The organism is Paenibacillus sp. 11B (assembly GCF_030487755.1).
In the GTDB taxonomy this organism is placed as follows: domain Bacteria; phylum Bacillota; class Bacilli; order Paenibacillales; family Paenibacillaceae; genus Paenibacillus; species Paenibacillus vandeheii.
In genome coordinates this window covers 1,321,522-1,335,284 of sequence record NZ_JAUKNS010000002.1, presented here as the reverse complement: position 1 = coordinate 1,335,284, position 13,763 = coordinate 1,321,522, and the positions used below count along the sequence as shown (strand labels likewise).

Annotated in this window: 13 protein-coding genes and 1 tRNA gene; 13 read left to right on the top strand and 1 reads right to left on the bottom strand. The window is 46.5% G+C overall.

Features of this window, described 5'->3' with window-relative positions:
• Nucleotides 1-26: 26 nt before the first annotated feature.
• From polA to Q0V21_RS14385, 5 genes are all read left to right on the top strand, one after another.
• Entirely contained in the window at nt 27-2,681 is a 2,655-nt protein-coding gene (gene polA / locus Q0V21_RS14405) for a DNA polymerase I (protein ID WP_301879482.1), read from the top strand.
• Between the two features lie 117 nt (nt 2,682-2,798).
• Complete coding sequence (gene mutM / locus Q0V21_RS14400; RefSeq protein WP_301879481.1) at nt 2,799-3,629, top strand: DNA-formamidopyrimidine glycosylase; 831 nt, start codon at nt 2,799-2,801, stop codon at nt 3,627-3,629.
• 154 nt (nt 3,630-3,783) lie between these two features.
• Complete coding sequence (locus Q0V21_RS14395) at nt 3,784-4,551, top strand: manganese efflux pump (RefSeq protein ID WP_301879480.1); 768 nt, start codon at nt 3,784-3,786, stop codon at nt 4,549-4,551.
• A gap of 9 nt (nt 4,552-4,560) precedes the next feature.
• Nucleotides 4,561-5,157, top strand: a complete 597-nt coding sequence (coaE, locus tag Q0V21_RS14390; protein WP_301879479.1) for a dephospho-CoA kinase — start codon at nt 4,561-4,563, stop codon at nt 5,155-5,157.
• Nucleotides 5,154-5,717 carry a lytic transglycosylase domain-containing protein gene (locus Q0V21_RS14385; protein ID WP_301245548.1) on the top strand — a complete coding sequence of 188 codons (564 nt, stop codon included), beginning with the start codon at nt 5,154-5,156 and terminating at the stop codon, nt 5,715-5,717. The genes coaE and Q0V21_RS14385 overlap by 4 nt, the downstream gene beginning before the upstream one ends.
• 106 nt (nt 5,718-5,823) lie before the next feature.
• Here the strand turns inward: Q0V21_RS14385 and Q0V21_RS14380 are convergent, their stop codons facing one another.
• Nucleotides 5,824-6,045, bottom strand: coding sequence for an alpha/beta-type small acid-soluble spore protein (locus tag Q0V21_RS14380; protein ID WP_301245550.1), 222 nt, complete (start codon nt 6,043-6,045; stop codon nt 5,824-5,826).
• A 113-nt stretch (nt 6,046-6,158) separates the two neighbouring features.
• Between Q0V21_RS14380 and nrdR the strand changes: the two genes are divergently transcribed.
• The 8 genes from nrdR to Q0V21_RS14340 all read left to right on the top strand — a co-directional run bounded on the left by nrdR (nt 6,159) and on the right by Q0V21_RS14340 (nt 13,660).
• The gene (nrdR, locus tag Q0V21_RS14375) at nt 6,159-6,626 is read left to right on the top strand and encodes a transcriptional regulator NrdR (protein WP_024629154.1); all 468 of its coding nucleotides are present in this window, start codon (nt 6,159-6,161) and stop codon (nt 6,624-6,626) included.
• A 185-nt stretch (nt 6,627-6,811) separates the two neighbouring features.
• Nucleotides 6,812-6,884 (top strand) — tRNA-Ala (locus Q0V21_RS14370).
• A 310-nt stretch (nt 6,885-7,194) separates the two neighbouring features.
• The gene (locus tag Q0V21_RS14365) at nt 7,195-8,004 is read left to right on the top strand and encodes an alpha/beta hydrolase (protein ID WP_367620529.1); all 810 of its coding nucleotides are present in this window, start codon (nt 7,195-7,197) and stop codon (nt 8,002-8,004) included.
• Between the two features lie 56 nt (nt 8,005-8,060).
• Nucleotides 8,061-8,582, top strand: coding sequence for a MarR family winged helix-turn-helix transcriptional regulator (locus Q0V21_RS14360; protein WP_301879477.1), 522 nt, complete (start codon nt 8,061-8,063; stop codon nt 8,580-8,582).
• A 311-nt stretch (nt 8,583-8,893) separates the two neighbouring features.
• Nucleotides 8,894-10,546, top strand: a complete 1,653-nt coding sequence (locus Q0V21_RS14355; protein WP_301879476.1) for a helix-turn-helix domain-containing protein — start codon at nt 8,894-8,896, stop codon at nt 10,544-10,546.
• Between the two features lie 115 nt (nt 10,547-10,661).
• The gene (locus Q0V21_RS14350; protein WP_301879475.1) at nt 10,662-11,636 is read left to right on the top strand and encodes an iron-hydroxamate ABC transporter substrate-binding protein; all 975 of its coding nucleotides are present in this window, start codon (nt 10,662-10,664) and stop codon (nt 11,634-11,636) included.
• 12 nt (nt 11,637-11,648) lie between these two features.
• Nucleotides 11,649-12,656 carry a FecCD family ABC transporter permease gene (locus Q0V21_RS14345; protein WP_301879473.1) on the top strand — a complete coding sequence of 336 codons (1,008 nt, stop codon included), beginning with the start codon at nt 11,649-11,651 and terminating at the stop codon, nt 12,654-12,656.
• Nucleotides 12,653-13,660 (top strand): FecCD family ABC transporter permease, encoded by a 1,008-nt coding sequence (locus tag Q0V21_RS14340; protein WP_301879472.1) that lies wholly within the window; start codon nt 12,653-12,655, stop codon nt 13,658-13,660. Before Q0V21_RS14345 ends, Q0V21_RS14340 begins: the two co-directional genes overlap by 4 nt.
• The last annotated feature ends 103 nt before the right edge of the window (nt 13,661-13,763 follow it).

The window sequence follows — 13,763 nt, the reverse complement described above, 5'->3', positions numbered from 1 at the left end:
GACGATACGATACGCGAGGTGCTGGAATGGACAAGTTTATTCTCATAGATGGTAATAGCATTATTTACAGGGCGTTTTTTGCAATGCCGCCGCTAACTAACTCGAAAGGTTTGCACACCAATGCGGTATATGGTTTTACGACGATGTTACTGCGGTTACTGGAAGAACATAAACCGACACATGTGATGGTGGCATTTGATGCAGGTAAAGTCACGTTCCGACATGAAGGTTACCAGGAATATAAGGGTGGCCGGGAGAAAACACCACCGGAGTTGTCAGAGCAATTTCCACTCCTGAAAGAGCTGCTTCAAGGCTTTGGTATTGCCCAGTTTGAGCTTGCAGGATTTGAAGCCGATGACATTATCGGAACATTAACAAAACGGGCAGATGAAGCGGGAAGACAGGTTCTCGTTGTGTCGGGTGACAAAGATATGTTGCAGCTCGCGTCTGAACATGTGAATATCGGGCTTACACGTAAAGGGGTCACTGAAATTGAGTTGTACGATCCTGCTCAGATTAAGGAGCGCTATGGTCTGACTCCACTTCAAATTATTGATCTCAAAGGCCTGATGGGCGATACGTCTGACAATATCCCGGGCATTCCTGGTGTCGGAGAGAAGACGGCTTTGAAACTGCTGCACCAGTTCGGCTCGGTCGAGGAAGTTCTTAACGGCACAGGTGAGCTGAAGGGTAAAATGAAAGAAAAGATTGAGGCACATGCCGAAGATGCCCGTATGAGCAAGCAGCTTGCCACGATTCACCGTGAAGTTCCATTGGAGCAAACGTGGGAAGATATGCAGTTCGCTGGATTAAAAGAGGAACTGGCAGGCCCGGCTTTGGCCAAGCTCGAATTCAAGTCTTTGCTTGAACGTCTGTCTTTCCGTGGAAGTGTAGCTTCTGAACAGGAAGCCGTACCAGCTGCTGCGGTGGAATCGTCCATTGCAACAGAAGAAACGATTAGTGATCTGTTCGGCTCACTCGGATCCATTGATGTGCTGCATGTGGAGACACATGGCGATAACCCGCATCAGGCAAAACTGATTGGACTTGCTGTAGGTTCAGCCGGAACCTATACATTCCTGTCTCCCGAGCTGCTTCAGTCTGAAGCAGCAGCTCCAGTACGAGAATGGCTCGGTAATGCAGAACAACCCAAGCGAGGATATGATCTGCATCGTGTTGACCTGGCGCTGCATGCGCATGGGATTGAGTTTGCAGGAGCGTCCTTTGATGTGCAGCTGGCTGCCTATTTGCTTGATCCAACCGAATCGAATCAGACAATTAGCGGCCTGACTACGAAGTATGGTCTGCCTTCCCTTGTTGAGGATGATACGGTTATGGGCAAAGGTGCAAAATACAGGGTGCCTGAGGCAGATATACTCGGAGATTTTCTGTGTCGTAAAGCAGCCGCAGTAGCAGCGATTATTCCACTCCAGGAGCAGGCGCTGGAGTGCAATGAGATGAACGCACTCTTCCATGACCTGGAGATGCCTTTGTCACGTATTCTTGCTGATATGGAGAAACAGGGCATTAAGGCTAATACGGCAGATTTGCAGGCTTTGGGCAGTGAGTTCGAAGAAAATATAAGCAGGTTGATGGCGGAAATCTACAAGCTTTCCGGTACGGAATTCAATCTGAATTCACCGAAGCAATTGGGTGAGATTTTATTCGATAAACTCGGTCTGCCTGTGGTGAAGAAAACAAAGACAGGATACTCTACAGACGCCGAAGTATTGGAGAAGCTGGCTCCTTATAACGATGTGGTCAAGCACATTCTGCAATATCGTCAACTTGCCAAGCTGCAATCCACATATGTAGAAGGACTGCTCAAAGAGATTTCAGAGAAGGATGGCAAAGTGCATACGTACTACCGGCAGACGATTGCAGCTACCGGACGTCTGAGCAGCCAGTTCCCGAACTTGCAGAACATTCCAATTCGTATGGAGGAAGGACGTAAAATCAGGAAGGTGTTTGTTCCTTCTGAACCGGGCTGGTCTATCCTGGCAGCAGACTATTCGCAGATTGAACTGCGCGTACTCGCCCATATTTCAGATGATGAGCGGCTGAAGGAAGCTTTTGTCCAGGACATGGATATCCATACGAAGACGGCCTCCGATGTGTTTGGTGTGAAGCCAGAAGAGGTAGATGGAGACATGCGACGTTCTGCAAAGGCGGTTAACTTCGGGATTGTATACGGCATCAGTGATTACGGCCTCTCGCAGAACCTGCACATCACGCGTAAGGAGGCGGCACAGTTCATTGATCAATACTTTGAAGTGTTTCAGGGTGTGCGCCGATACATGGACGATATTGTGAAGGAAGCGCGTCAGGATGGTTATGTCAAAACGCTGCTGGAACGTCGTCGTTATCTGCCAGAAATCAATGCAAGCAACTTTAACCTGCGTTCCTTTGCGGAACGGACAGCGATGAATACGCCGATTCAGGGAACTGCGGCAGATATCATCAAGCTTGCCATGGTACAGATGGATGAAGCGCTGCGTGAACGCAAGCTGAAGAGCCGTATGCTGCTTCAGGTGCACGATGAGCTTGTATTCGAAGTGCCTGCGGATGAGCTGGAACTGATGAAAGAATTGGTTCCTTCAGTGATGGAAAAAGCATTGGAGCTGTCTGTGCCGCTGAAAGCGGAAGTCAGCTACGGGGAAAACTGGTACGAGGCTAAATAATGGATCCTCAAGCGTGTTTTCCGTTATTTTACAATCTGTTTTTCAGCTGTTTTCGACACAAGAAGGGGTCCCGCTGAACGCCATCTTCCGTTATAATGTAGGGGAGGTGAGAACAACATGCCGGAATTACCGGAAGTCGAAACAGTCAGAAGAACATTGAATCAACTTATTGTTGGCAAGACCATTGACTCAGTTACCGTTAGCTTGCCGCGGATTATTCAGCGGCCGGACGACATAGATGCATTTGCAATGGAACTTGCGGGACATACCGTGATCGGTGTGGAGCGCAGAGGCAAGTTTTTGCGTATTTTGCTGGACGGGCTGGTGCTTGTCTCCCATCTGCGGATGGAAGGAAGGTACGGGGTATACCAACAGCATGAGGAAGTGGAGAAGCATACCCATGTCATCTTTCACTTTACCGATGGAACAGAACTACGGTATAAGGATGTGCGTCAATTCGGTACAATGCATCTCTTCAATGCAGGGGAGGAACTGGTATCCAAACCTTTGTTAAAATTAGGGCTGGAGCCGCTTGATCCCGCGTTTACTTTGGCTGCATTCCGTGATGCTGTTGGCAAACGGACAACCAAAATTAAGGCCGTGTTGTTAAATCAGGCATATGTGGTCGGCATCGGGAATATCTATGTGGACGAGGCTTTGTTCCGCGCAGGCATTCATCCAGAGACCATTGCCAAGACATTGACAGAAGCGCAGCTAACCGTGCTGCATGAAGCGATCGTAGCTACGCTGCAGAATGCGGTGGATGCAGGTGGGTCCTCCATTAAGTCCTATGTGAATGGGCAGGGCGAGATGGGAATGTTCCAGCATCAGTTGAAAATATATGGACGCAAATCTGAACCTTGTGCAACTTGTGGCACATTAATCGAGAAGAGCGTAGTAGGCGGCAGGGGCACGCATTATTGTCCGAAGTGTCAACCGCTGCTCTAAATCGGTGATGGGTTTGGCAGTATGAACGAAATCGTTAAATTGTAGCACCCTTGGACTCCTCCTTCCATATACTGATATGGCAGAAATAAGCGGGCGTATACCCATACTGGCAGCCGCCGGTTGGAACGAGTTCCGCACAGGGGAGGAATCCGGGGTGCTGCATCATTTTATTTCATTACTGGCGCTTGCTTTGGCGCTTAGTTTAGATGGTTTTGGAGTTGGGATTACATATGGACTGCGGAGGACTAAAATTCCGCTGTTATCCATTGTCGTCATTTCCATCTGTTCGGGTCTGGTTATTGCGTTATCCATGCAAGTAGGTGTATTTCTGTCCCATGTGGTATCTCCGGATGCGGCTTCAATTGTTGGAGCGGTTATTCTGATTGGTATTGGCGCATGGTCGTTGCTGCAACTTATTCGAAAACGAGGCAAGGAACAGCTGGAAACGGACAACGGATTGCGTGAGGGAGCAGGAACAATTCGAAGTGGTGCGCAATCCTCACAAGAAGTTCAGTCGAAAGGCAGAAATCAGGTGCTTGCACTTGAGCTTGAGCAATCGGCTTCTGGAGGATCTCTGGAACGAATGGTCTTTACACTTGAGCTGCGGAAGCTGGGGGTAGTCATTCAGATTCTGCGTAGCCCCTCAAAGGCGGATATGGACAATTCGGGAAGTATATCCGTTCAAGAAGCGATGTGGCTTGGCATTGCTCTTTCTCTGGATGCTTTCGGCGCAGGATTGGGGGCCGCCTTATTGGGATTCCCGACCTTGTGGACTGCACTAGTTATTGCGTTGTTTAGCGGGGTATTTCTGTCATTGGGCATGAGGGTTGGGTTGCGCTTTGCTGCACTGAGTTGGATGCGAAGATTATCCGTGCTACCTGCGCTTTTATTAATGATTATGGGAATAATGAAGTTGTTGTGAGGTGAAATAATGAATATTGGCTTAACCGGCGGGATCGCGACAGGCAAAAGTAGTGTTTCCGCCTTTCTCGCCAGTAAGGGAGCGTTGCTCATTGATGCAGATGTTATTGCCCGGGAAGTCATGATGCCCGGGCATCCCGTTCTGGCTGCGGCTGTTCAGCGGTTCGGACAAGCCATATTGAATGAGGACGGAACACTGGATCGGAAAAAGTTGGGCAGTATTGTGTTTCAGGATCCAGAGGAACGCAAAGCGCTGGAGGCAATTACACATCCTGCAATCCGCAAGGAGATGCGCGAACGTGCTGCGATGTACGAGCTTGAACATGCGGACAAGCTTGTCGTATCGGATATTCCGTTGTTGTACGAGTCAGGGCTGGAAGAGGGCTTTGAAGAAGTGATGGTTGTATATGTCCCTAGGTCCGTGCAGCGGGAACGACTGATGAGCCGGGATGCAATGACAGTGGAACAAGCAGATGCCCGTATTAACGTGCAGATGGACATTGAAGATAAGAAGCAGCGTGCTGACGTGGTTATTGATAACAGCGGCTTGTGGTCAGAGACGGAGCAGCAAATTATTTCATTTTTGCATCGTAAAGGTCTATTATGAGATTGCTGCGTAAAAAACGGGTATTGTTGTTGATGTTTGTGTCTTTTGTATTGGTGCTGTTCCTGAATACGAACTGGATGTCATGGTTCTATCCGATTCATTATAAGGAAGAGATTCGTGCACAGTCTCAGAGTTATGAGGTCGATCCGTTTCTGATAGCCTCCATCATCAAGGTGGAAACCAATTTTAAGACAAGCAAAGAATCCAAGAGAGGGGCTATTGGGCTGATGCAGCTTATGCCCGACACCGCGAACTGGATTATGGAGCAAGCCAAAATTCCGGGCACCTCATTGGAAGAATTAAAGCACGAGCCTGAAAGAAATATCCAGTTGGGTACCTGGTATCTACGCAATCTGTCAGATCAATTTGACGGAAATGAAACGGCTATGATTGCTGCGTACAATGCTGGTCCGGGCAAAGTAAACTCATGGCTGAGGGATGGTGTTTGGGACGGCTCGTTTGAGACGGTCAAAGATATTCCGTTTGGCGAGACCCGGCACTATGTACAACGCGTCATTTATTATTATAATCAATATGTAAAGATCTATAATACGTTCTAAGAGAAGACATTCTGGACATGGTCCAAAATAAGTAGAAGCACCGAGCAGACCGGTTATTCACCGGCCGCTCCATGCTCCTCTGTGTTAACGTATTACGATGCAGATATTATTGGTATTGACCAGCCAATTGCTGTTCTGCAATTGTTACCAGACGCTTCGTGATGTATCCACCGATCGAACCGTTCTCGTAAGAAGTCATGTTACCTTGGTATCCGTCTTGTGGAATGCTGATTCCGAGTTCTTGAGCAACTTCATATTTCATTTGCTCGAGAGCTGCGGTAGCTTTAGTTACCACCAGGTTGTTGGAGTTACCATTGCTTTGTGCCATTGCTGTTCACCTCCTCGCGGTTGGTAAAAGTATTATGTGTCGCCAATACGATTTTCATAACTAATGATTACAGGGAATTTGTGGTAAAAGTAAAACATGGGAAGTGATCTGAATTGAAATGTCCTTATTGCGCCTATCTGGGCACCAAGGTGCTTGATTCAAGGCCGGCCAATGAATCGAAATCGATTCGTCGTCGTCGTGAGTGTGAGCAATGTAGCCGTCGATTTACAACTTTTGAAATGGTGGAAGAAACGCCGCTGATCGTCATCAAGAAAGATGGCAGTCGCGAGGAATTTAGCCGGGACAAGATTCTACGTGGTCTGATTCGGGCTTGTGAGAAACGTCCGGTCTCGGTAGAAACGCTGGAGATGATGGTTTCCGAGACAGAAAAGGCGCTGCGAAATACAGCTGACGCTGAAGTGGAGAGCCGCCAGATTGGTGAGCTGCTGATGGAACAGCTGTTTCCCGTTGACGAAGTAGCGTATGTACGTTTTGCTTCGGTGTATCGCCAATTCAAAGACATCAATATGTTCATGAAAGAATTAAAATCTCTTTTGTCCAAAGAAGACATCGAGGATTAATGAAGCGGGTAAGGGAGAAGAGCAATCTGGGGTTACCGTAACGTGTGTTCCAGTAAAAAGGATGTTCTTCTCCAATCACTTTAAATTCAACAAAAAGTTGTTGACAGCCAAAGCTGTATTTTATATGATATAGGAGTCGCCTGCGGAATGAAGCAGAGATGGACAACCGTTTACATTCATATTTTGGGGCCTTAGCTCAGCTGGGAGAGCGCATCGCTGGCAGCGATGAGGTCAGGGGTTCGATCCCCCTAGGCTCCATACTTAAAAGCCTTTAAACACAAAGATTTCTGTGTGTTTAAAGGCTTTTTTCTGTGCAAGGTCATTACATCGGAAACAAGCCTGCAGCTTACGTTCTAATTGGCCGGATACGGCATTTTATTCTCGATCTGGTCCTATTAATCTGGACAGCGCATATGACTGATGTTATATTGTTTCTATAAGAAACAATATTATTCGTAAAGGAAATAATATCTGATGAATCTCCATGAATAGTGGATATCCAAAAAAATGGCTCAAGACGGTTAGATGCCGATTGATACTTGAGCACAATGAAGGGATGGAATGAATGATGAGTCATATGGAGACAACAATTGAATCTTTTGACGGAACTCAGCTTTATTTTAGCAAAAATATTGTAAGCGGTGCCAAGACAGCCGTGGTCATTGTTCATGGCTTGTGTGAGCATGCCGGGCGCTATGATTATTTGACCGATAAACTAAACAAACGTGGTTTTAACGTATATCGTTTTGACCATCGTGGTCATGCAAGATCAGAAGGGAAGCGTACGTTCTACAGTGATTTTCATCAGATCATTGATGATGTAAATGTGGTTGTTGAAGCAGCCTTGCAAGAGAGCGGGGATATTCCGCTTTTTGTCATTGGGCATAGTATGGGTGGCTTCGCGACCTCTTCATTTGGAACGAAATATCCAGGCAAAGTAAAAGGAATTGTTCTATCCGGAGCGTTAACTCGTTACAATACGAAGGTTGCCGGAGAATTGCCACTTGATCTTCCCCCGGGCACGTATTTTCCCAATGAGCTTGGTAGCGGCGTATGCAGTGATCCGGAGGTGGTATCCGCTTACGTGAATGATCCGCTCGTAGAAAAGCAGATTTCCGTGGATTTGTTTAATAGCCTGGGGAATGGAGTGGCCTGGTTAAAAACACATGCGAAGCAGTTTGTCGATCCTGTACTTGTTCTGCATGGAGCAAACGACGGGCTGGTGAGCGAACAGGATTCACGCGACTTTTACGGTGATATTGCCTCAACTGATAAAACGCTGAAAATATATGCACATCTCATGCATGAAATATTTAATGAACCCAATCGCGATGAAGTCATTGAGGAAGCGATCACATGGATTGAAAAACATATCTAAATTCAGTACATTGGAATAGAGAGATAGAGACACTTTGAAGGTGAAAGGGATTATTCATGAAATTAGACTGGATGGGCGACCATCGGGAACTTATTGAGAAGATCATCAAGTATGGTAATGCATATTCGAACACCTACAAGCTGCAGCGAAGTTATGGTACGAATATGACGTTCTCCGCTTCGCAGATTCAGACGCTGGAGTACATTCTGGAAGCTGAGGACAAGGAAGAAAAAATGTCGGAAATGGCAGCACGACTAGGCGTGAGCCGCAGCACGTTTTCCAAAAATGTGAAGGTTCTAACGGAAAAAGGATTACTCGAAAAATACCATTTAAGTGGAAATCGCAAGGACATTTATGTCAAACCTTCGGCCAATGGACGCGACGCGTATGCCCAATATACTGAATTTGTTCGTGATCTGTGCTTTGATGATATTTTTCAGTATGCTGATACGATTTCAGAGGCTGACAAGAAAAGCTTTATACGCATTATGGATTTGTTTGCCGATGTATTGCTCTGGTATGGTGAAAAAGAACAGGAACCGCGAAAGCTCATCAAAATTGATGCGAATCGTAATTAAAAAGGGCACATCATGTATTGAAAGTTGAATAAGTCATTACTAGGTTAAGTGAATACTTTTGATGGTCATAGTCCTGTCATGTAAACAGGACACAGGACTGTCAGACAACATTGAAGCTGCGACGGTTTCCCACTAGTATACTGGGGAACGGTCGTTTATTTTTTATTCATTCTGAAACTTTTACTTTGGGAAGAATGTACTCCGGATGAATCAGCAATGCTAAAATAAAGAGGTATAGCCAATTTAACCGTGTAGAATGAGCTGAAATTAGAGTCATTACCCGCCCGGTAAGAGTCACGGAGGATCAGAAAATGAACAACTCGGAATGGGCAGAGTCCTATTTTCCAATATATACAGCAGACAGCATTCAATCATTGTACAGCACATCAACGATGCCGATACATCAAATCCATGAAAATCTGACGGTTCTGATGGCCGTTGCCAGTGGGAAAGGTACACTTCGTATTAACGATGAACTTTACGAACTTGTCGAAGGCATGGTCATTCTTATTCCGGCCAAGAGGGATGCTGTCATACAGACGGATCTGACGCATCCTCTTCATCTGTATACACTCTCCATCAGCACGCAGGAACAGACCAGGTCATTGCCTGCGGGAACGATGGGACGGCCAAGTGTGTTAGCGGCAGAACCCTCTGTTCAGATCTTTCCGTATGAACCAGCAATTGCAGCACAGCTTGAAGAGCTGTATGTTCATCGTTTACCTGGTAACGAAGTCAGGCATTTGCGCAACCAGATTCTTTTTCATCAGGTTCTTATGAGTTTGTTGGAGCGCATGGAAGCACGATATGCTGCAAGTGAGCAGCCGTCTATGGAACGCAGTATTACCTATATGGAGAACCATTTTAGTGAGAAAATTACAACGGAAGGACTCTCGGAAATTGCCGGGGTCAGTCGTTCTCACTACTCCATTCTTTTTAAGCAGATTACCGGATTCCCACCCAATGAATACCTTTCACGCTTGCGTGTTCACCGGGCCAAGGAGTTATTAATTAGCGGAACCGCTTCCCTTCGTGAGATTGCGCTGAAGGTCGGATACAAGGATGAATTCTATCTTAGCCGCCGCTTCAAGCAGCAGACCGGAGAGAGTCCTTCAGGTTATACGCGCCACAGGCCATATCAACGTGTGGCTGTGTGGTATGCACCCTATGCAAGCCATATGATGTTACTTGGTTTGGAGCCAACGATTATCATCTCGGAAAGCAGCGAATATGTGAGCGCAGAAGGGATGCCCTCCCCTCAAACGATACGTTTTATCCATTCGGACAGTGCACCTGAGCTAGTAAAATCCGCTCTGCTGGAAGCTGATATTGAACTCATTATCGCAGCAAATCTGCATCTGGCCCTTAATGGCTTAAGCCCTGAACGTCTGCGATCTATCGCCCCTATTGCGGAAATAGCATGGATGGAGCTCGGTTGGAAAGAGCATCTGCGTTTCATTGCACAGGCGATTCAAAGGAGGGAACAGGCAGAGCAATGGCTGGCAGCCTTCGAAAAGGAGGAACAGCAGGCACGGGAAGCTATTCAACAAAGCCAGATTGTGAATGAGACGCTGACCATTCTGGTCATAAAACCGGGCACCTTGCAAATATATGGAATCAGAAATGTCGGATATGTGATGTATCAATCACTCGGATTACGTCCTCCGGCCAAGATTGCCCAGGAAATACAGCGGTATGGCGATCAATTTCATTCGGTTTCTATCCAACTATCCGAACTACAAGATTATGAGGGTACTCGTATGCTCGTCATTGTTTTTCCAGATGAAAAAGGGTCAAAAGCCCATTCAGAAAGTATATTTAACTCGGAATACTGGAGAAGACTCGAAGCAGTGAAGCAAAATCGGATCTATGATCTGGAGCAGGAAGAGTGGATACCCTATAATCCGATTTCCATTCGTTTGCAGCTTGGACGTGCTGTGTCCTTATGGACGGGCATTCAATAATCCAAAGGTTTTCTCAAACAAAAAGGCATGGTTAGGTTTATCCTGCATGCCTATAATTAGCTATGGTAATGAGAATGATTTTCATATTCAAAGAGAAAAGGGAGAGAGTCATCTGATGAGAAAGCTATTTGTTCCATTTATATTGGTTCTGGTTTTATTGCTTAGCGCTTGTGGAACCAATTCAGCCAAAGATACAACGGAGAATGCAACAGCCTCCAACAAATCCACTTCTTCGAACACGGATGCAGCAGGTTCTTCATCTGATTCAGATTCGGGCACATTCACTTATCAATCGGAGACAGGTCCTGTGGAAGTTCCTTCCCACCCGCAACGTGTGGTTGTACTGACCCGATTCCTGACAGGAAACGTGATGGCATTGGATGTGTCACTTGTTGGTGTGGATGAAATGTCCAAGGAGAACCCGAATTTCAAAGAGAAACTGGCCAATACAGAGGCGGTTACCGACGAAAGTCTGGAGAAAATTATTGAGCTGAACCCGGATCTGATTATCGGCCTGTCTGATATCAAGAACATTGATAAGCTGAAGCAGATTGCTCCAACAGTCACCTATACATATGGTAAGGTGGACTTCCTTAAGCAACAGCTGGAGGTCGGAAAGCTTGTGAACAAAGAGAAAGAAGCTCAGGCATGGGTTGACGATTTTGATGCTCGAAGCAAAAAAGCGGGTGAAGAGATCAAAGCCAAAATCGGTGCTAACGCAACCGTGTCGGTTATCGAAACCTTCAATAAACAACTCTATGTATATGGAGAAAATTTTGGACGTGGGACTGAAATCCTGTACCAGCAGTTTGGTCTAGGTATGCCGGAGAAGGTGAAGGAAGCCACCAAGAAAGACGGATTCTTTGCTGTATCGAACGAAGTGCTGAAAGACTACATGGGAGACTATGTAATTTTTAGCAAAAATGCCGATGAAGATAATTCGTTCCAAAACACCGAAACGTACAAAAATATTGATGCGGTGAAAAATAATCGGGTATTCGAAGCCGATGCCAAAGCGTTCTATTTCAATGATCCATTGAGCATGGAATACCAGCTGGAATTCTTTATCCAACATTTTCTTGGCAAGTAAACATGGAATGCGATGAAAAATAAACGACTTCCTTTTCGGTTTGCAACCAAGCTGCTGGGTAGTGTACTCGTACTTATCGTGTGCTTCATCATCGCTATGATGTTTGGGGCAGAAGAAACGACATTCCGCAATCTGTGGCTGACGCTGACCTCTGCGACCAAGAGCGATAATATTCTTATTCTGCGAGAGATCAGACTTCCGCGGGAACTGGCTGCCATGCTAATCGGAGCGGCACTGGCCGTCTCCGGAGGAATCATACAGGGAATTACTCGCAACCCTCTGGCCGATCCGGGGTTACTTGGTCTGACTTCAGGTGCCAATATGGCACTTGCCCTGGCTTTTGTCTTCATGCCATCACTCGGATATTTTGGCATTATGGTTGCTTGTTTTGTTGGTGCCGCACTTGGAGCAGTATTGGTTATTGTGCTCGGCTCGATGCGGAGAGGGAGCTTGTCTCCCATCCGTGTGGTGTTGGCGGGGGCTGCGGTATCTGCTTTTATGTATGCCATCTCGGATGGCATCAGTATCTTTTTCAAAATTTCCAAGGATGTATCCATGTGGACTTCGGGAGGACTCATCGGAACAACTTGGGGCCAGATTCAAGCCATTGCGCCTGTCATACTGATTGGTCTAGTTATAGTTCCATTCCTTTCCAACCAAATCAATATCCTTAGTCTGAGCGATGCAGTGGCGACGGGATTGGGACAAAAGCTAGTACTCGTCAAAACGATCCTGTTCCTGCTCGTTATTGTGCTTACCGGAGCATCGGTTGCATTGATCGGAAATATGGCCTTTGTTGGCTTAATGATCCCCCATATTGTCCGTAAAATGGTCGGCACGGACTATCGGTATATTATTCCGGTATCCATTTTTGCCGGAGCATCGTTTATGCTGCTTGCCGAAACGCTGGGTCGAACGATAAATGCACCTTACGAAACACCTGTGGTTGCCATTGCTTCTATGCTTGGTTTACCGTTCTTCCTGTTCGTTGTGCGTAGAGGGGGCAAAGCGTTATCATGACGATGTCTGCGCGGATTCGCAAGCAACGACTAATACTTCTGATCTGTTTGTTTCTAATTCTCATCACGGCTGTAGTGGGTATGAGCTGGGGATATTCTTCATTGTCCTTCAAAAGAGTCATTCCCGTTTTATTTGGCCAAGGTACATTCAAAGAGGACTTTGTTCTGTTCTCGGTCCGATTACCCCGAATTTTTATTACGTTACTGGCCGGTATGGCGCTTGCGCTGTCAGGCTCCATTTTGCAAAGTGTTACGCATAATGACTTGGCCGATCCAGGTATCATCGGGATCAATTCCGGTGCAGGTGTAGCCGTAGCAATCTTCTTTCTGTACTTCCCGATCGAACCTGGTATGTTCGTCTATATGTTGCCGTTAGCTGCTTTTATCGGAGCATTGCTGACTGCGGCGCTCATCTATATGTTCTCGTATAGCCGGACCAAGGGACTTGATCCCATAAAAATGGTGCTGGTCGGGGTTGGATTCTCGATGGCGCTGTCAGGCATCATGATCGTCATCATATCTTCAGCTGAGCGCTCCAAAGTTGATTTTATTGCCAAATGGATATCTGGTAACATATGGGGGGCGGACTGGCCCTTCATATGGGCCTTGCTGCCTTGGCTGATTATTTTGATCCCGCTTACGTTGTTTAGAACCAGACGCCTTGATTTGCTGGGGCTCAACGAAGCAACGGCAATCGGAGTAGGGTTAAAGCTGGAGCGGGAACGGCTTGTACTTATTGTAATTGCTGTTGCCGCCGCAGCCTCTGCTGTATCGGTTACAGGTGGAATCGCGTTTATCGGTTTGATGGCTCCGCATATCGCCAAAGCGCTAGTCGGTCCACGTAACTCGTTATTTATTCCTGTAGCGGTTCTGCTTGGAGGTTGGCTTCTGTTAATTGCCGATACCGTGGGGCGTAACCTGGTTGATCCCGATGGGATTGCCGCAGGAATTATGGTATCCCTGATCGGTGTGCCTTATTTTGTTTATTTGTTATTAAAAAAGTAATCCCAAAAACGTTAGACTATTTGAACAATTTAGCTTAGTAGGCTATCTTTTGTCATCAAGACAAGGGATAGCCTTTATTTGAGTTTTGACGGGGAGCTACTCA

Excerpts from the sequence above, each read along its gene's own strand:
- Q0V21_RS14350 (WP_301879475.1), top strand. The coding sequence starts at position 10,662 with ATGAGAAAGCTATTTGTTCCATTTATATTGGTTCTGGTTTTATTGCTT.
- polA (WP_301879482.1), top strand. The coding sequence starts at position 27 with ATGGACAAGTTTATTCTCATAGATGGTAATAGCATTATTTACAGGGCG.
- Q0V21_RS14355 (WP_301879476.1), top strand. The coding sequence starts at position 8,894 with ATGAACAACTCGGAATGGGCAGAGTCCTATTTTCCAATATATACAGCA.
- Q0V21_RS14345 (WP_301879473.1), top strand. The coding sequence starts at position 11,649 with ATGAAAAATAAACGACTTCCTTTTCGGTTTGCAACCAAGCTGCTGGGT.
- Q0V21_RS14365 (WP_367620529.1), top strand. The coding sequence starts at position 7,195 with ATGAGTCATATGGAGACAACAATTGAATCTTTTGACGGAACTCAGCTT.
- Q0V21_RS14385 (WP_301245548.1), top strand. The coding sequence starts at position 5,154 with ATGAGATTGCTGCGTAAAAAACGGGTATTGTTGTTGATGTTTGTGTCT.
- mutM (WP_301879481.1), top strand. The coding sequence starts at position 2,799 with ATGCCGGAATTACCGGAAGTCGAAACAGTCAGAAGAACATTGAATCAA.
- Q0V21_RS14340 (WP_301879472.1), top strand. The coding sequence starts at position 12,653 with ATGACGATGTCTGCGCGGATTCGCAAGCAACGACTAATACTTCTGATC.
- Q0V21_RS14380 (WP_301245550.1), bottom strand. The coding sequence starts at position 6,045 with ATGGCACAAAGCAATGGTAACTCCAACAACCTGGTGGTAACTAAAGCT.
- coaE (WP_301879479.1), top strand. The coding sequence starts at position 4,561 with ATGAATATTGGCTTAACCGGCGGGATCGCGACAGGCAAAAGTAGTGTT.
- Q0V21_RS14360 (WP_301879477.1), top strand. The coding sequence starts at position 8,061 with ATGAAATTAGACTGGATGGGCGACCATCGGGAACTTATTGAGAAGATC.